Origin of the sequence: Spiroplasma endosymbiont of Panorpa germanica (assembly GCF_964019765.1) — a bacterium.
Classification (GTDB): Bacteria; Bacillota_I; Bacilli_A; order Mycoplasmatales; family Mycoplasmataceae; genus Spiroplasma_B.
Map to the genome: position 1 here is coordinate 475,956 of NZ_OZ026461.1, position 20,381 is coordinate 496,336.

A 20,381-nucleotide genomic window follows, 5' to 3' on the forward strand; every position below is an offset into this window, starting at 1 on the left:
TTTTTGTAATTTCTTAAGATAATCATCAAATAGAAAAGAAGCCTCAAAATTGAATAATTTGGTTTTAATTTTATTTACTTATTTTGTTTAAGGTGTTATTCTTGTCAAATAGCAAGTTTGGAAAATGGACTTTTTATCGTTATTTTGGTATAATTATCAAAGATATTATGAGGTGACAAAATGTTAATAAATAAAATAATTGCAAGGAATTTCATAACTCCTGGTATAAAAGAATTAAAATTTAATCAAAATGGTCAGTTGGCCAATGCAACAGCTAAAAAAGACAAAAAGGATGTTGTTTCACAACTACTAGATATTGTAAACGGTGCTTGATATAGTTACACCATTTCTTTTGAAAGATTTTACCCAAAATTTTCTAAGATAACTAAGAATATGGATTTGGAAATTGATTGTTTAATTACTTTGGATGACACTGAAATGGAACAATTTAATATTCAATTGAAATCTGATGGTATGAAGCCAATTGAATCAACAGAATTCATGTTTAAGATCAAGGTTTATTGACCTTACATTTTCCCGGTTATAATCTTAGAACCACTAACATTTAAAAAGGAAAAACAAATAGTTTTTGGAAGTCACTATTCAAAATTTATTAAGACTAATTTAACAAAAAAAGAAATCCTTGCTGGAGCCGGTATCAATGCCGTGGCTCAATTTAGAAAAAAATACTTTAAATTAAAAGAACAACCAGTTTCTAAAATTTTAAGAGATCAACATTTAGAATTCTTAAAGTTAATTAGAGCAACGTTCACATATGATAATAAATTTATTGGCAAATTAGCCAGATTAGTTTACAATATCGATGATGGTGATATTTTAAACTATGCTGATAATCCTGAGTTTTACTTAAATCATAAAAACATTAGCAGCTGATTAAATTCTTTCCAATTGTTTATAGATTATCCTGAATTTAAAATGCATTTTTTTGAAATGGTTTATGAATTCTTCTTGGTTGATTTACAATGACTTTACTCAACTAGAACTATTAATAATGGTTATGAAATTCAGAAAATCTTATTAGACAATAATGCAGCCCATGCTATAGACTTTGTTAAATATGCTAAAATATTTAATGGAGAAATCCCTTTAAGCGAACGAAAATTGAGAGCTGAAAAATATGAGCAAAAACTATTAGAAGAAGCAATCGTTGATGTTGATTTTGATGAAAAATCAATTCAATTACTGATGAATTACAAGTTCTTAAGTCATCGCCAAGACAGGTTGCTAGAAAAGCAAGCACTTTTCAGTCCAAGAGGTAAGGGTGAAGTTTTAAATAACGCTATTGTTAATCAAGAAATTAAGGGTGATTGATTTGCCCAAAATAAATTATCAACAAAACTTGGAATTAATTATAAGGTGAATGAAACCGAATTATTATTTGCAAATAAAAATAAAAATAAAAATTCTTCACCAATTGTTGAAGAGGAAAAGGATTTTGTATTTGACTCAAAATTCTTTGATTAAAATTTTAGCAAATTTAAAGGCGATTAATTTCGCCTTTCTTAATTAATAGAAAGTTGAAAACTATATGAGTAATAAAAAAGATATAAACGAAAATGATTTACTACAAGACATTGATAGAGAAAAATTATTTAGTGAAATCAATGATAATAAAATGAAAGATTCGGATAAAAGTAGCTTTGTTGAAGCAATCATGGGCAATTATTTTTTAGATAACGACAACATTAACTTTTTAGAAGATTATGGTTATGGATTTTGAAAATATTTAGATAATGAAAAATGTATTTGCCTTAGTGATAAAAAATTTAAGGATTGCTGTAAGAAAAAGATGAAGAGACAAAAAGGATTTGAATTTGTCTCTTTAGTAGAGAGTCTTGATTCTGAAGAGACTTATAAAAAATATCTAAGTGATGCTAGTGTAAATTTAAATAAAATTATTGAAAAAAATATTCAAGAATCTAAATGTTCATTCCCAGATTGTGATAAAAAAGCTATTGAAAATTTCTTATACGATTTTAGCAATATAAAAAATAACTATCTTTCAGTGGTTAAAAAAAATATTTTAGATACAAGATTTACTATGGGAGAAAATTTCTTTCAACCAGTTGAGTCTGAGATGTTTAGTTTCTTTGGGTTTTGTGAAGAGCATGATAATTTAACATCATTGGAAAGTCTTAAACTAGATCTTAATTCAAGCCAGTTATCAATTGCGATGTTTAATTACAGAAATCTAGCATACAAAAAAAGTCGTCTTGAAAATTTTTATCAGACAATTTATGAGGAATTTATTGATAACTATTTAAATGTTTCAAAAGAGGGTTATCAAGCGATGATGGTATTCAAATTAAGAAGAACCATTAATTCAATCTTGGCAATCAGAAATATGTTTGAAAAATTAAAAGAAGCTATTAAAAATAATGATTTTAAAGAATTCAATTTCCAAAGTTTTGAGCTAAAGAAACAAGATAATTTTGTAGTCAGGGACCTGATTTATTTCCAAGTTACTCCAAAAAGTTACACAGTTATTAATTCAGTAAATAACCCCTTAATAAATGAGGATATCGCCTTAATTAGTTTATTTCAGGTTAAGAAAAGCTCGATTGTCCAATTTATGTATTTAAAAAGATCAAGCAAAATTGAAAGTTATTTTCAAGAATGAAAAGAAATTAACGAAGATAAGTTGAATAATTTAGAAAGTTGAGTTACCAACAATGCTCTAATTCTTACTGACAATATACTAATTTCTCAAAAAATGTGATCAAAGCTATCTCATGAGGACAAAATACTATATAGTGCATTAAATAAATTTAGATTTGAGAATCCAAAGCCTGGTCAGGAGTTTATTAAAATGAAATTCTTCGCTGGTTTTCAAAAGGGGAGTAATTTTTTCTAAGAGGGGACTTGTAAATGTCGTTTAAATGAATAACCTTAACAGTATTAATCGTTTTATATGTTTTTGCCTTGGTTATCACAGGAGTTTTAGCTTTAAGATACCAAAAAAAACATAAAAAATTTAAGACTGTAAATGAGCAAATGATAATTCTCCTAAAAGATGCAGAAAAAGAATTTTTAACCTCTAAAAACAGTTATAGTTGTAAATACCCGTTGCCAAAAAATGAGGATTTATTATTTCAAACAGAGAATGTTTGTGGCTTTAAAAAAAGTGTTAAAAAAAGGGAAGATGAAGATTTTTATATTAAAGCTGAGTTTTTTTTGGAAAAACAAACAATGAAAGAAAATTATTCTTTAAAGAATAACAAGTATAAGAATTTTGATTTTCAAGGAGAGTTAATACTTTCAAACTTTAGAATGCTGCTACAAAATGAGGATGGCTTTTTACAACTACCAATTCAAGATATTAAAGAAGTTAAACCAATGGTTTTTAATGTAAATTCAAATTATCAAATTGGAATATTTTTATTGACTGAGAAAACAGATTATAAAATCGTAACTGAAAATATGCAACTTTATTACTTTTTGAAAAAAATATCTAAGGAGGATTAATCTTGGATCAAAATCAATTGTTTGCCTTGAGTGGTTTAATACTTTCAATACTAATTTCTTTAGTATTTTTGTTTTTTTGAGTTAATTTATATATGAGATTATTACAAGTGAGAAAACTTAAAAATGAAAATGAATATTTCGTCAATGTTAATTTAAAAAGGATGGTTCTAATAATAGTGCCGGTCATCATGGTATTGCTATTAATTTTAATCACAGTTTTTTCAGTACTATTTTTGAGAAGTAAAACAATGATTTTCAGCTATTTATTTCAGTTTATTTTCCTAGGTTATGTTATCATTATGATTTGAGAGATTATTTTGATTTCTAAAAAGGGCAATTCGCTTGAGATTGTAAAGACTGCAAATTGATTAATTTTAGTTTCGGAGATAATTGAAATTAAAGATATTGTTAAGGTTGAATTTGATTTTCAACATAAGAATTTAATCTTTAAGATAAAAGTAAGCGAAACTATGAATAGGGAAGTTAAGGTTAGTTATATAGCAAATTTAAAAGATAGTTTTCATGCTGATTTAAGACAGTAAAAAAAGTACTCTATGAGTACTTTTATTGTTTATAAATACTTTTAATTGTTCAAAATGAAGAATTTTCAATTGATTCGGTTAGTGCATCTTTTTGAATAAATCCAAATTTATAATAAACATATTGCTTTGGAGCCAATCCTTTAGAATTATCATCAGATTTAGAGTATCTTAAAACCAATTCAATTTCTGGTTTCTGACCAACAATGTAATTCATTTCACTAATTTCAGTTATTTTAAATGATTTAGAAAATAATATTGGTAGATAGTGCTCTCTTTCCAAAATTGCTGAATATTCATTTGAATAAATAAACATTTTTTGTAAACCTTGAACAGTATTTTTTAAGGTTGTTCCGCTATATTCATTTTTAGATTTATCGTCTGACAACAAGTTTTCAAGTCCTTCGTAAAACGACCCCTTTTTAAAGTTTTCATTCTCCAAATTTGGCATTCCTAATAGTTCAGGGATCGATATCTTAGAACCAGGATTTGAAACACTTTTTAGATACCAACCTTTATTCATGTTTAATTTAATTAAAGCGGGTAGGGTTTGGATTTTAAAACTATTACTTTTTTGACCTTTATCATCAATTCTTTCATCCAAGGCGTTGTAAATCAAGTATTCTTCTTTTAAAGTTTCGATTAAATCCTTGATTTTTAAAACATTTAAAGTATTAAAATATTTTTTTCCTTCAGTGTCATAGTTATTTGCTACTTTCGCAAAAAGGTCAGTTATTTTCATCTGTTCGATGCTAATTAATTCTTTTGGTAAATTAAAGTTAAAAACTGTTGCAATTTGTGAAATTTTGTTATTTAATAAAGATCTAAGATTTGCAAAATTAGCTTTGCTTTCCGGGGGCAACTCTATTTTTAGTAATTGCAAAACCATTTCCAATAAATTTCCTGATCAAAGATTTTCAAAAACAAATTTAAGATTTTTGGCAGCAATATCTCCCATTCCCGGTGCTGAGCTATTGATAATTGCTACAACTCCTGAATTTATTGTAATCTGTGATTGCGATCCAAGTGCATCAAATACATAAGTAACAATCCTGTCAACAGGATTTTCAACTATTACTGTAGATTTAGATGCTGCAAATTTTGCGACTGAACTAGATAGGGCGTTTGTAATTGGTACAAAACCGTCCACTCGAGCTTGCCTTTTAAACAGGGCATTTAAAGTGGTTAATTTATATTCCTGCTTATTTTCGACTTGAAATAAAATCGAGAATAATCTTTGAATCCCATAACCATTGACATCTTTTTCAGGATCGGGAAAGAAGCTCTTAATTACTTTGGTTATCTTTTCCAAATCCAAAATTCCGCTAGCGTCAAAATCACTACTTCTAACTTTTTTCAAAATTATCAAATTTTTATCTTTGGCACTAAAAATGTGGTCTGAATCTGTTATATTTTCTACATTTAGATTGCAGTATTGATAATATGATTCCAAGTGTTTTAAAATAACCAGAATAGCATTTACTAATTTTGAAATTACATAAATTAAATCACCATCTGAAATACTAACTTTTTTTGATCCTCTAATTATTCCGTCAAAAATATTTGTTAAAATATTTGTTGCATTTGAACCTTTTATTTTGATCGGTGTTGTGGAAGTGAGTTCTTGACCGCCATCTAACATTATGCTTGTATTAGTCATTTTAGCTAGAGCTAGAGTAATTTGATTAATAGAGTAGTTAATGGCAAATTGTTGATTTTGACCCTCTAAAGCTTTAAAATCAAAAATTTCACCAATGGCATTTATGTTATTTGCTGTCATAATTTTACTAAAATTCTGGTACATTGATTCATTTAAAATCCCGCCTATAGCATCGCTTGTTAAAATCGTGGTAAGTGTGCTAGCGGTTTTTTGATTAAAACCACCACCAAAAACAACTAAAATAGTACTCATTAAGCCACTAATTGTATTAGCAAAAGCACTTTGAGGTGTTTTACCTTTTATATTTTGAACATTATTATTTTCATTGGTTTCATTTATAAAATTATTAAAGTTTGTATTTTTTCCGAATGTTGAATTTAGGACTTGTGAGAAGTTTGTACTTTTATTACCATTGTAGTTTTTTAATAAATCTCCAGCCTTTGAAGATTTATATTTACCCATTGTGTAGTCAAGATTAATATCTTCTTCTTGATTTAATATTAATGCGCGACCATAGTAGCTAAAAACTTCTGCTAATGATTTTACTTCCTTACTAACCTTACTAACCTTTGAAAAAGCTTGACATGCAATTACTGAAGTTGAAGTACTTGTTACAATTGCTAGCGTTCCTAAAATTGACAATAATTTCTTCATTAAAATTCTACCCCTTATTAAATTATTATAGCACTTAATTTTTATAAACTATTAAAAAAATAACATATTAGTGTTTATTTTTCATTCCAATCATTTCCCAAAATTTAGAAATATTATATTTTTCGTCTTTAATTTCGTGTGTCTTAAAGGCAAAGTGATATAGGTGGACTTTTTTAGTAACAGGTGAAGTATACTCAATATCATATTCAATAATCTCTTGATCTGTTTCAGAATTCAAAGAAATTAGGTTGAATTGTTTAAAATTACCCGAGTCTAAATAGGGGGTAAAGACTTTTTTATAAACATCCATCATTTCATAACTTACAAAATTTAGAATTTCAATTATTCCAGTTAATGTTTTTCTAAAAAATAGTCCCGAATAGTCGCCATTACCTGATTTATCATCTAAAATATTATGCAAGCTACCAAAAAGGGAATTATCAATAAGTGTCTGGTTTTGCTTATCAAACCCAAGAAATAAACTAATGTCCATCTTTTTGCCATCTTTTTGAACATATCATCCGGGATTGACTAATAGATTTAAAATTAGCGTAATACCACTTTGTTTTTGGTTGTTGAATTGCACCTCTCCTAGGGCGTTATAGGCATAATCCTCTTGACCTAGAACTGTAAAAATTTTCTTGATATCATTTAGGTTAATCTCAACTTTATCTAAACCTTCATAATTTTTTCTAAAAGCAATTACAGCATCTCTCAAAGAAATATTTATTAGAGATTCTAATACCAAAGGTAGTTCTAAGCCAAATAGACTCAAAAGCTTCTTCAAAGGAGTTTTAAATATTTGATTTAAATTTTTTATGCCATCTAGAACATTGCTGTCCATTGAGTCGGCAAATAGGCTTAATAAATCTTTGATTATTGTTCCTGAGTAAAGTTCGTTAAAAATGTTATTCATTTTTTTAACGATTTCTGGATTTGTTAGGGTTTCATGAATATCTGGTGCAGCGGCTTTGATCAAATTTAAAGTAATTTGATTGAAACCAAATTCTGCTCCATTTGTTGTGGCGATTACTATTTTGTAAATTAAATTATGAATTGCTCCTTTAATGATGCTTGGTATTCCTTCAATGTATTTTAAACCCTTTCCAATACCAACAATTAGTTGAGAATAACCTTTATTAACGATGGAATTCCCAATTAGTGAATATTCATGTCTATCTAAATTATCAACTTTAAACAACATTGTCAGTAATTTTTGAAATCCAAATCCATTTAAGTTAGTTGAATTATCATCGAAAACATCATGAAGTATATCAAGAAGATATCTGAAATTTATTGTACTGTTTGTATCAAAGTTTTTACCACGAACATCATTAACAATTGTTAAATCGCTAATTTCATTTCCAAAAAGATTTAAGTGAGATTGAGCTCCAACATTAACTGTATTATCATATTCTTCAAAAGCAGCGATATATTTAACCATAATAATTAAACTTTTAATTATGTAAGAAATTGCAGGTACAATATTGTTCATATCAACTTCAATTTTTGTTTCCCCAGAAATTATGCCACCAATTATTTTTTCCATAACATAAGTTGCATCTCCGGTGTTTTTTGAACCAGTTTCCGGGAAAGGTGTAAATAAAGTTAATTTTTCATTTGAATCAGGTTCTATTAAAGTGTCTTGACCCAATAATTGCGCTAATCCGATTGTTAGTGAATTAACTGAGTAGTCAATTGCTTGTTGATTAGTTTTCCCAACTAAGTCATCAAAATCAAAAGCTCACTCTAATTTACTCAAGGTTTCAGCATTCAAAAATTTACTAATTGTCTCAATTAATTCTGGAGTTAAAACACCTCTAATAGCTTCACTTTTTAATAACCCTTCAATAACTGTGGCTTCTTTGATTCCAAAACCATTTTTAATTGCCAACACCAGAACATTTAAAATTGAACTAATTTGATTAAAAGTATCATCTGTAAATGATCTTGAACCACTCAAATTTAACCCATTTGCGTTTAAATTTGAGAAAAATTCCGGGTTGGGATTGTTGCTGTTAAAGGTATTTTTAAAAAGAGTTTTCATTAATGAGTTATTATTGGCATTCAGGTTAGGCATTAATGTATTGATTTTTTGATTAGCATAATAATCCAAGCTATCATTAATATTTATATTTTCCGCATCACTTAATACATAAGATTGGCTAACAAATTTTGTCACTTGTGCTAAAGTAAATTTTGATGTATTTTTATTAATTTCACCAGTAAGTACGCTACAACTTGTAACAATAACTGAACTAGAAGCGATTGATGTGACTCCCAAAATTGATAATAATTTTTTCATTTTCTTGACCCTCCACTTTTAAGTGTTTTTAATATATTACACTAAATAGTTGTATTTTTTTGCTTATTATATTAAAATATTTTAGATTAAAAGAGGGTTCAATGGGCAATGAAAAACACGAGTAGAGGAAATAAAAAATTATTTTTTAAGCAAAGTTTTAAAAATATCTTCAAATTTAGAGTTCAATTCATAATTGTTATTGTTTTAACTTTCATGTCTACAATGATTTTGACTGTTTCAATGGGTATTACTTCAATTATTAGAAGTAATCACAATGAGATAGTTAATACAGGAAACAAATTTGATTACGAGTATCAGTATCAATTTCAACAGAAAAGAAGTGCTGAGGGGCCAAATGAAACAATCCCTTTAAACGACTACATAAATTCAGATTTTTCAACTTTTAATAATGATGTTGACGGTTTTGGAGAAAAAAAATCTGAAAACGCCTTTAATTTCCTTCTTAGTTCAGATCCAAAAGTTAAAGCAGAAGAAGAAAACTTTTTGATTCGATTTTATAAAAGTGAACATTTTCAAGAAGCAGTTTATAATCTTTTCTATTCGAATGCCAATGGTATTACTGATGACATTTTAAACTACGACTTCAATCCAAATAAAGGTACCCCCGAATATAACAATAAAAATATTTTTTACAAATTTGATAATAAATTTCTAAACGCTACTTTAGTTGGTTTAAAAGAAGAATATGCTAAAGATTTGGGATGTAATCCAAATCAAAAACCATTGGATTACACAAAATATACAGCAGCTGGAATGTATACGCAAAAATTTGGTTGTTCATGATTGGAAGAAATTGAAAGTGATAACGGAATGAAAGTATATATGAATTATGCTTTTCAAAACTTAATCAAAACTAATTTTGTTCATTTTTCAGACTATGCTAATTTCTACATGAATAAGATTTTAGATGAATTGGCACTAAGCGGTAAAACTCCTAGTTTTACTGCAGTAAATGATCTTTGAAAAATTGAAAATCCAGGTTTTGATTTAGTTCAAACTTCTTCGGCAAAACCTATTACAAAAGAGCAAGCAGTCAATCTAACCGAACTTTTCTTCGAATATATTTTAGGTTTTCAAACAACGATTGAAAAGACTAAAAGCATTCCAATTAAAAAAGAATTTTTAATTTCTGAACATGGATTATGAGTTAATGAATTATCGATTTCCTCATTTAATGAAGACAATAAGGTTGAAGCGGGTAAACAATTTTTATCTTCACAAGTTGATGTTTTTAAATTCGGAAGACGTGGGCAAGTGAACTTAATGGTAGTTTCTACTAAAGATAATATGCTTGTTTCTCATAGGTGACTAAATGACCACTCGACAATTACAGGTCTTAACGAGGATGATGTAAGTAACACAGCAGCAATGGACATTGATCACAATTTTTATAGTTACCCTAGACAATGGGATTTTGAAAATTATATTCAAGATTCAGCTCCGATTAAGAGTTCTATGTTTTTATTGCACCAAAAAAATACAGCCGAAATAGTTGATTTTGATGCCAATATTAGAACAGAATTGTTCTATTTTGACAATGAAAGTCAGAGTAAGTTTAGAGCTGTGGTCATAAATGAAAAAGAGCCTGACTCTAATTTAACAATAATTAAAGGTAAAATGCCTAGATCAAATAACGAAGTTGCAATATCACAACAGTATGCCAAAAGAAATAACTTGAGAATTGGAAATTTAATCTCAATTGGAGGAACTACTGTTATTATTTCTGGTTTTGCCACTGATAAATATTCGTTTTATCCAATGAGCGATAAGGATGTTCCACTTCCTGATAATAAAAATGGTGTGGTAATTTATGGTTTTAAAGGAACAATTGGACAGATTGGGACACAAGGATTTCAAAACTATATTTCAAATTACAACACAGTCTTTTTAACTAACAAGGGTAATGAAGCAACTAAAAAGGATCGCAGCAACTTATACAGTGCTTTACTATCAAATGAACCAAAGAGAATGGGGCAGTCATATAATTTTATTAAAAGCTATGCAGATTCTCCAATCAAAAACGCAGATAAAGGAATTGGTAGATACAGTTCTCTATACCCAATTCGTTCATTTGAAGATTCAAATTTTAGCTTAAATTGAACCCTTTATTCAAGTGTTATCAGATTGTTTAATATTTTTACCATCGCTTCAACTATGATTATTGCGGCTATTTCACTTGCTGCGATTGCTATTGGTATTAGTAAAACTATCAAATCTAATATGGGTCAAATAATAAATTTAAAAGCTTTGGGAGTTCGTTCTTCTGAAATTGGTTTCTCATACCTTGTTTATGGATTCTTGGTAATTGCAACAATTCCAGTTGCTTGATTTGTGAGTTCATTGCTACAAATCCCGCTATTTAATATTTTCGCCAATTACTTTTCTGCTCCGTATAATTCGGTTCACTTTTATTGATTACCATTATTGATTAGTGTCATTATTCTAGGGGGAGTAGCTTGCCTAGTATCTTACTTAAAAACAACTTCTTTAACTAAAGGCAGTGTTGTTGAGTTACAAGAAATGAAAGATGAAGTAAAGAGATCTAAAATTATTGATAAAATTAAAAATACTTGATTTAAAAATGCTTCATTTTCAAAACGATTTAGTATTGATATTGCCTCAACAGGTTCGCGTCAAACGTGAATGGTGGCTTCGACTATTTTTATTTCCTCATTCTTTATTGGTGGAACGCTAGCATTACCATCGATTGCCATTAATTTTAAAGAATCTTATTACAAAAGTATTAAGTACAGCAATGAATACTCAACTTATTTACCAGTAGGTAACTCGCCGTTTTCAAAAAGTACTTTGAATATTTGAGAAGGTCATGATGCCTTAGAAAAAGATTGAAAAGAAACTGATTTATTTAAAAATTGAGGAATGAATGGATATTATGCGGATAGAAATAATTATACTGCCACATCTCATAATGTTGGGGTTGTTCCAAACCTAATAAATTCAGGTACAAATGGTGATATTAATGTTGATTGAACAGTTGAATATATAGTAAAAAACCTACAAGATATGGTGCCAATCGTTTCAAGTATTTTTGGTACTAACTTTTATAATGTAATTGGTCAAGCATTCTCTGTTGGTGAGTTAGAACAGTTCCTTTCATGAATTACTCACACAACAAACCAACCAGGAACAAACAATCCGTGAGAAAACGACAAACAACGTGAAGAAAATCTAAGCAAACTTAGTGACACCTTGACTAAGGGATTGGGTCCAATTTTAAGTTTAGTAATGGGTTCGATTACTGATGATGGTCAAAAACCTAATTTAGATGATGATTGAAAAACCCAAATCCTAAATTCAATTATTGGATCAGTGCCTCCATACGTGAAAGCTTATGTAAACCAAAGTGAAAGTCGCAAAAACCAATTTGCCTTTGGTTATTCTTATGACCAGTTCATACCAAATAAGGAAACTCTAGCAACTAAAATTGATTTTAAAACTGCAGATAGTCGTAATATAAAAATAACTGGATTACCTCAAAATCAAGAAGCTTACTTATTGAATAAAAAAGAGTTTAGTAACACTAGGATTTCGAAAAGTACAAACGAAAAAATTGCTCAAATTTTAGAGGGAAATTATGAAGGTGGCGATATTGAGGAAAATGGAATAAAAATCTATAATAAAGAAAACAAAACTATCCTAATTCCTGTAATTGCCAATCGCCAAGCAGAATCAAATCTAGATTTTAGTAAAGATAAAATCATTTCAGATATTAGTCCTGAAAAATCTCAAATAACATACTTAAGCAAAAACGGCTATAAAAATTTACCAAAAGGTGCTTGAATCTATGATGATTTGGACTATAACGAATTAGTAAAATCACAGTCAAAAGAAGAAAAAGAAGCAGCAAGATTTTTAAATCCGTTTGCCTTAGATAACAATAAATTCACCTACAATCAATCAATTAACGATAAAAAATTAGCTGATGGAGCATTTATGTTTGTTGACTGAGACTACAACGATGCAGGACAAATTGTTGGTTCACACTTAAGACCTTACTATAACTATAATAATTTACAGTTGTGATTTCCTGAAGATGAAATTGATTCATCAGAATTAACCAATAATGTTGCTGGGGTAAATAAAAATGCCCAATGATTAGAATCAGCTATTAGCAGTGATAGAGTTCCAAATGAAGTTAAAAAAGCATGAAAGAAAACTGATGGCCAAACTACTTGAAGCAAAGTCTTACCATATGATTTATCATATGATAGTAATTGAACAAAACCTGTTAAAAATCTTCAAGGAGGAGAGTTGAATCACCTTTTAAATAAAGTTAAATACTTTATGCAAAGTCAACTAAGCGGTAGTGATGGCTACTTCTTGGGAGTTTCGAGAGGAATTAATTCAATTAAAAATAATCAATTAAATAAAGTTGAAATAATTAATGTGGGAGAATTGAATTCTTACAATGATAACATTATTATCGCAGATCAAGAAGTTGTTAATAATTTAGCAGGATTTTCAAATACTTATTTCTCACCATATGACTATAATCCAGTAGGTGAGCAGTCAGGTTCTTATAAAGGGATAAAAACCTATTCAACTGTTGATCCAAAAAATTTGGTTGATCGAGATTTATCAAACCAGTTTAGAAATGGTTTCAATTCAAAAATTAACTATTGGTGAAATACTAAATTAAGTAATGTTGATGAAACTATTGGAATTACCTCTTATGTTTCATTTAATAATAAAGAAAGAACTGGTAATTTTGCTGTTGGAGGATCAAATCATTTTCCAATTACAACATCCTATGAAACCCAGAACTTGCTAAGTGAAACTAAAGCTCTGGTAAACCAAATTTCTGGAATGGCTGCACTTATTGGAGTGTTGATAGTTTCAATAATTATAATTACATCATCTCTATTTGTAATTCTAATTTGTGACTTACTAGTCTCAAAAAATAGTCGTTTTATTGTTTTAATGAAATCGCTTGGATATTCAAAAATGCGTTTAGTTCGATATATTATAGGAACTGTAACTATATTTAGTATTATCGGTTTTGTAATAGGATTAGGGTTATCATATTTAGGATTATGAGCATTAATCGAGTATATTTCAAAAGTTGGAGGCGTCGCCATACCATTTGCCTTAACTTGGTGAGCTCCATTCTTGGCTGTTATACTAATTGGAGGTGCTTATTCATTAAGTATCTTTGCTGCTATGTATAAGGTTGTTAATACTTCGCCCCATATTTTAACCACAGTATCAGAATAATATTAATTAAAATCTTCAATTGCTATTGAGGATTTTTTTATCTATACTATTAAAAGAGGTATATATTATGCAAATTAAACAGGCTGTATTCATAAAATCGGCAGCAAAAAAAGAGGGTTGATTAATAGATGAAATTCCTGAAGTTTGCTTTGTGGGAAGAAGTAACGTTGGGAAATCTAGCTTCATTAATGCTTTAACAAACAATAATAAATTAGCCAAAATTTCTTCAACTCCAGGTAAAACTAGGTTGTTAAATTTTTTTGCAATTAATAATAATAAATTTCGCATCGTTGATGCTCCGGGTTATGGATTTGCTAAGGTAAATATCAGTTTGAAAATACAATTTGCCGAGATGATGGAAGAATATTTAACTCAACGAGATAATTTGAAATTTGTTTGTCAGTTGGTAGACTTACGTCATGATCCAAGTAAGGATGATATTGAAATGTATCAATTCTTCAAAGAATTTGATATTAAAGTCTTTATTATTGCCACAAAGCTTGATAAAGTTAAAAAAAATGACATTGCTAAAAATGAGAAAAATATTAAGAAACTTTTAAATTTCAAGGAGGGAGATTACTTTATTAAATTTTCAAATAAAGATCGCAAAAATCTTCATGAGATCACAGATATAATGAGTCAGATTTTTGAATTTGACTAAATAATAAATTTATCAAAAATAGATAAAATTATTATTTGTGATATAATTTTTTAAAAGTAGGTAATTATTTAATGAAAGAGAACTGTACTAAGACCAAAAAAGAATTAGCAAATATGTTTGAAACTAATATTGAAACCGGATTAGAAGTCCAAGAAGCCAAGGAACGCCTTTTAAAAAATGGATTAAATGAGATTCCAAAAGGTAAGGTAACTCACTGATTAGTAATTTTCTTAAAAACTTTAATGGAACCTTTGCAATTAATTTTAATTGCAGCGGCGATTATTTCGGTATTCACTTCTTTGGTTGCCAGTGGCTGAGAGGTTTCAGCAGATAACTTTATTGACTTTATAGTTATTATTTGTATTGTAATAATAGATGGTGTTTTAGAAACTGTCCAAGAAGTAAAAGCCCGCAAGTCAATGGAGTCGCTAAAATCATTTACTAAGCCAAAAGCGGTTGTAATCAGATCTGGTCACCAACAAGAAATTGACGCAAGTGATATTGTAGTTGGTGATTTAATTGTCCTAGAGGCCGGTAAGTACGTCCCAGCGGACTTAATTTTAGTTGAAACCAGTGAGCTAATGGTAGATGAATCTATTCTTAGTGGAGAATCTGTACCGGTTTTTAAAACCAGTAAACCTTTGGAAAAAGAAACTAGTATTTTAGGGGATATGAAAAATGCTGTTTTCATGTCAACTTTTACCACTGCTGGTAGAGGTATTGGCTTAGTTGTTAAAACAGGTAGTCAAACAGAAATAGGCAAAATTGCTCAATCAATTAATGAAAATGATGAGTCAAAAACTCCTTTAGAAAAGAAATTAATAAAATTTAGTTATTGAATTGCATTATTGGCCTTTTCAATTGGTATTCTGGTATTCTTAACAATGTATCTAAAAGGTAAACCAGAGTTTTGACCAAGTTATTTAATGGTTTCGATCACTCTAGCAATTGGGGTTATTCCTGAATGTTTAGCGGCGGTTGTATCAATTTCGCTTTCATTTTCAACAAAACGAATGGCGCGAGAAAACGTTATTGTTAAGAAATTAGCGAGTGTTGAAACACTGGGTAGCGTTAATGTTATTTGTACAGATAAAACCGGAACTTTGACAGTTAACCGTATGACAATAAAAAAAATTATGCATGATAATAAAGTATCATCAAGTGATGATTATTTAAATGCAAAAAAAACCGATCAAGATAAATTGTTTATTCAATCATTGGTTTTACCAAATGATAGTGTGACTGAAGGTAAAGAACGTATTGGTGATCCAACTGAACTGGCTTTAGTTGATTTTGCTGAATTAGCTGGAATTGATGAACAAGAAGCTCGTGAAAAGTTTTTAAGAATTGATGAGATTCCATTTGACTCTGAAAGAAAATTAATGACAACGGTAAATAAAATTAATGATAAACCAACAACCTTTACCAAGGGAGCGGTAGATCAAATTTTAAAAGTCTGTGATCGAATATACATTGATAATAAAATTAGAAAGATAACCGAAAATGATATTGAGGTTATTTTAAAACAAGCTGATGAATTATCACAACAAGCATTAAGAATCTTGGGGTTTGCTTATAATCAAAATTATGATCAAATTAAAAACAAAAATCAGTTAGAAACTAATCTAATTTACTTGGGAGCTGTTGCTATGATAGATCCTGTGCGTCAATCAGCAATCGATGCAGTGCGTGAAGCTCATGAAGCTGGAATCAACGTGGTAATGATAACAGGTGATCACGCAACAACAGCTCTAGCAATTGCTAAGGATTTAAATTTAGCTTTCTCTGAATATGAGGTTATGTCATCTGATCGTTTAGAATTAATGTCAGATTTAGAACTTTCAAGAGTTATTAGTCAAATAAAAGTATTCGCCCGAGTTAATCCCGAACATAAAGTAAGGATTGTTAAAGCGCTACAAGAGAAGGGGAACATTGTTTCAATGACGGGGGATGGTGTTAATGATGCCCCAAGTTTAAGTCGTGCTGATATTGGAGTTGCCATGGGTATTACTGGAACTGATGTTGCTAAGCAAGCAAGTGATGTAATTCTAACAGATGATAACTTTAAAACAATTATTAAGGGTGTTGGTGAAGGTCGAAATGTTTATCAAAAAATTCGTCGAGCAATTACCTTTGTAATTAGTGTTAATATTGCAAACGTTTTGGCTATATTTATCTTGTCTTTAATAAATGATATTTCCCCAGTGGAAGCAACAAATATTTTGTGAATCAATTTAATCATTGAATCAGTATTGGCAATTACAATTGGAATGGGTCCTAATGATAATTCACTTATGAAAATAAAACCAAAGTTGGGTAAAAGCAGTTTATTTGACGGGGTTTGAAAACCAATGTTTAAAATTTGCTTATTTTCAACTTCAGCAGCAATCGCTGGATTCTATCTAGGAATGGCATTTACTCCAAGTGAATTATATTCTGATCGTTATGCAAGCTGATATGAATTACTAAAATCAACAGACGCTTCATTACAAGAAAGAGTTCAGGTAATGACTTTTGGAAGAACATCAATGTTCTTAGTAATGACTATAAGTCCTTGTTTCTATGTTAACTTTATTAAATTAAGTAACTGAAAATCTAGTAAAAAAATTCAGTTTAATCCTAACTTACCACTAGTTTTTGCAAGTATTTTTGCTGGCTGCTTAAATATTATAGTTTTATTTATCCCGGGATTGAACAGTGTTGTTTTACTGTTAAACCCAATTAGTAGTTGAAATGCCCACAACTGGTACTTGATCCCCGCAGCAGTTGGAATATCAATAATTCCTGGTATTTTGATATTAACAACAGACGCAATAGTTTTCTTCTCATATCATTTATTACCAAAAAGTTGAGAACGAAATCGACGTATCGCAATAGAGTTTGTTGAAAATGATAAAAAGAAAACAGTTAAAAAAGTTAATTCAGTAGTAGAAAAAGATAAAAAAAATATTTAATTTATTAATTAATAATGTAAAATTAGATTAGTTTAAGAGGAGTATTTTAAAATTATTTTCAGAGAGTTAGTGGTCGGTGTGAACTAATAATTTATTTTAAAAGAAGGTTGCTTAATATTTTAAATAACAAATAATTAAGTGGACTACTAGTAGTCAATTTGGATGGTACCGCGGAGAAATTCGTTCCTTTTAGGAGCGAATTTTTTATTTAAAGGAGAGATAAAATGAAAAAATTAAACGATAAATATGATTTTAAGAATGTTGAAAAAGATAAAAATAGTTTTTGAATTAAGAATAAATACTTCGAATTAGATTTGAAATCAAATAAAAAATCATTCTCAATTGTAATGCCCCCACCAAATGTTACGGGAAAATTACATTTAGGTCATGCCTGAGATGGCAGTATTCAAGATTTCTTAATTCGATATAAAAAGCTTCATGGGTTTAATACTTTGTGAATTCCGGGAATGGATCACGCCGGAATTGCTACACAAGCAAAAGTTGAAGCAAGACTACAAGAGCAATCAATTTCTAGATATGATTTAGGACGAGAAAAATTTATTGAGCAAGTCTGAAATTGAAAAGAAGAATACGCAAGTAACATAAGAGAACAATGAGGTAAACTTGGTTTAGGTCTAGCTTATGAAAATGAAAAATTTACTTATTCTTCAGAATTAAATAAAATTGTTAACACAGTTTTTGTCAAAATGTATCAAGATAAATTAATTTACAAAGGTAAAAAAATCATTAATTGAGATCCAAAATTAAAAACAGCTTTAAGTAATATCGAAGTTATTTATAAAGATACAATTGGGGCGATGTATCACTTCAAATACCAACTAGAAAATAGTAAGGATTACCTTGAAGTTGCAACAACAAGACCTGAAACAATGTTTGCAGATCAAGCTGTGGTTGTTAACCCAAATGATAAAAGATACAAAAAGTATATTGGTAAAAATGTTGTTAATCCTGTTAACGATCAAATAATTCCAGTAATTGGTGATGAATATGTTGAGTTAGAATTTGGAACTGGTGTTATGAAATGTACTCCAGCACATGATATTAACGATTTTGAAATAGGGGTACGTCACAACCTGGCAATGCCTTTATGCATGAATGAAAATGGAACTATGAATGAGTTGGCTTTGGAATTCAATGGTCTTGATAGATTTGATGTAAGAAAAAAATTAGTTGAAAAAATGAAAAAACTTAACTTGTTAATAAAAATTGAAGAATTAAACCATCAAGTAGGATATTCAGAACGAAGTGATGTAATAGTAGAACCTTATCTATCAAGCCAATGATTTGTTAATATGAAACCTTTGGCAGAATCAGTATTGCAATTACAAAATAGCTCAGATGCTGTAAAGTTTTATCCAGAACGCTTTAGCAAAACTTTAAATACTTGAATGACAGATACTTTAGATTGAACAATCTCAAGACAAATTTGGTGAGGTCACCAAATCCCGGCTTGATACCATAATGAAACTAAAGAAATTTATGTCGGACTAGAGCCACCATTGGATATTAAAAATTGAACACAAGAAGAAGATGTGCTAGATACTTGATTTTCTTCAGCACTTTGACCGTTTGCTGTCATGAATTGATCTGAGGATAAGAAATCAGAATTATTTAAAAAGTTTTTCCCAGTTCAAACTTTGGTTACTGGATATGATATTATCTTTTTCTGAGTTGCTAGAATGATTTTTCAAACAAAAAATATCGTAAACGAAAAACCATTTAATGATGTCTTAATTCATGGATTGATAAGAGATGAAAATGGTAAGAAGATGTCAAAATCATTGGGAAATGGTATTGACCCGATGAGTGTTATAGAGGAATTTGGAGCTGATAGCTTAAGATTTTTCCTACTAACAAATTCATCACCAGGATCTGATTTAAGATTTTCAGTAGATAAAATAAAATCAAGTTGGAATTTTATCAACAAAATTTATAATGCTGCTAGATTTGTCGAACTAAGTAAATCAAAATTTGATAAAATAAATATTTCAATAAAAGACGTGATCAAAAATAATAATTTTGAAAACAATTTAAATAAATGGATATTGTCAGAATTATTTAAAGTTGAAAATGAAGTTGAAAAACATGTTAGCAATTACGATTTTAATTTGGCAGGAAAAGAAATTTACAATTATGTATGAGATAATTATTGCTCTTGATTTATTGAACTTTCAAAAGCTAACTTAGAAAATACTTTAGTAGCTCAAGAATCGATTGTAACATTGACTTATGTCTTGAAAAAGATTTTAATAATGTTACATCCTTACGTACCATTTGTTACCGAAGAAATTTATGAGTCATTAAATCTAAATAAATCAATTTTAGAAGAAAACTGAGAGCAGTTTGAAATTAAATATGAAGATAAATATCTAGTCTATGTATTTGAAATAATAACTGCTATTCGTGAATTTAGATTGAAAAATAATTTAAAAAAATCAGATGATTTGAAAATAAATCTTAACAAGTTCAAAAATAAAATTATTGAAAAAAATATTTTTGACAATAAGGATAATATAAATTCTATTTTAACCAAAATGATAAATACTCAAATAGTTTTTGATGCTTCAAATTCAGAGAAAAAAACAATTATTCCACAATCAGATTTTATTATCGAGATTGAGAGCGAAAAACTTTTTGATGTCGAAAAAATTAAAGAAGAACTAAATAAAAATTTAGAAAAGATAAATAATGAAATTCAAAGATCAAAAAATATCTTGAATAATGAGAAATTTTTATCAAAGGCTAGCCCAGAAAAAATCGCTGAAGAAAAAAACAAATATGAAAATTATTTATCACAACTAAATAATATAAAATCTGAAATTGATAACTACAATTAATTGTAGTT

Annotated in this window: 10 protein-coding genes and 1 other annotated feature; of the genes, 8 read left to right on the forward strand and 2 right to left on the reverse strand. The window is 28.9% G+C overall.

The annotated features are described in order from the left end of the window. Nucleotides 1-180 precede the first annotated feature (180 nt). From AACK87_RS02185 to AACK87_RS02200, 4 genes are all read left to right on the forward strand, one after another. Nucleotides 181-1,485: a hypothetical protein gene (locus AACK87_RS02185; RefSeq protein WP_338973028.1), complete on the forward strand. Its 1,305-nt coding sequence runs from the start codon at nt 181-183 to the stop codon at nt 1,483-1,485. Nucleotides 1,486-1,549: 64 nt separating this feature from the next. Beyond that, a complete protein-coding gene (locus AACK87_RS02190) occupies nt 1,550-2,875 on the forward strand; it encodes a hypothetical protein (RefSeq protein WP_338973030.1) in 1,326 nt (441 codons plus the stop codon). A 14-nt stretch (nt 2,876-2,889) separates the two neighbouring features. Then, nucleotides 2,890-3,486 carry a hypothetical protein gene (locus AACK87_RS02195; protein ID WP_338973032.1) on the forward strand — a complete coding sequence of 199 codons (597 nt, stop codon included), beginning with the start codon at nt 2,890-2,892 and terminating at the stop codon, nt 3,484-3,486. A gap of 2 nt (nt 3,487-3,488) precedes the next feature. Then, a complete protein-coding gene (locus AACK87_RS02200) occupies nt 3,489-4,028 on the forward strand; it encodes a hypothetical protein (protein WP_338973034.1) in 540 nt (179 codons plus the stop codon). Nucleotides 4,029-4,050: 22 nt separating this feature from the next. Here the strand turns inward: AACK87_RS02200 and AACK87_RS02205 are convergent, their stop codons facing one another. Both AACK87_RS02205 and AACK87_RS02210 read right to left on the reverse strand, forming a co-directional pair. Further along, a complete protein-coding gene (locus AACK87_RS02205) occupies nt 4,051-6,339 on the reverse strand; it encodes an MOLPALP family lipoprotein (RefSeq protein ID WP_338973036.1) in 2,289 nt (762 codons plus the stop codon). A 67-nt stretch (nt 6,340-6,406) separates the two neighbouring features. Next, nucleotides 6,407-8,644: an MOLPALP family lipoprotein gene (locus AACK87_RS02210; RefSeq protein WP_338973037.1), complete on the reverse strand. Its 2,238-nt coding sequence runs from the start codon at nt 8,642-8,644 to the stop codon at nt 6,407-6,409. 108 nt (nt 8,645-8,752) lie between these two features. Between AACK87_RS02210 and AACK87_RS02215 the strand changes: the two genes are divergently transcribed. The 4 genes from AACK87_RS02215 to AACK87_RS02230 all read left to right on the forward strand — a co-directional run bounded on the left by AACK87_RS02215 (nt 8,753) and on the right by AACK87_RS02230 (nt 20,373). Beyond that, on the forward strand, nt 8,753-13,900 hold the full coding sequence (locus AACK87_RS02215) for an ABC transporter permease (protein ID WP_338973039.1): 5,148 nt from the start codon (nt 8,753-8,755) through the stop codon (nt 13,898-13,900). 67 nt (nt 13,901-13,967) lie between these two features. Continuing rightward, entirely contained in the window at nt 13,968-14,561 is a 594-nt protein-coding gene (gene yihA / locus AACK87_RS02220; RefSeq protein WP_338973041.1) for a ribosome biogenesis GTP-binding protein YihA/YsxC, read from the forward strand. 71 nt (nt 14,562-14,632) lie between these two features. Continuing rightward, entirely contained in the window at nt 14,633-17,515 is a 2,883-nt protein-coding gene (locus AACK87_RS02225) for a cation-translocating P-type ATPase (protein ID WP_338973043.1), read from the forward strand. 19 nt (nt 17,516-17,534) lie between these two features. After that, nucleotides 17,535-17,706 (forward strand) — a binding site (T-box leader). 33 nt (nt 17,707-17,739) lie between these two features. Next, the gene (locus AACK87_RS02230; protein ID WP_338973045.1) at nt 17,740-20,373 is read left to right on the forward strand and encodes a valine--tRNA ligase; all 2,634 of its coding nucleotides are present in this window, start codon (nt 17,740-17,742) and stop codon (nt 20,371-20,373) included. Nucleotides 20,374-20,381: the final 8 nt, after the last annotated feature.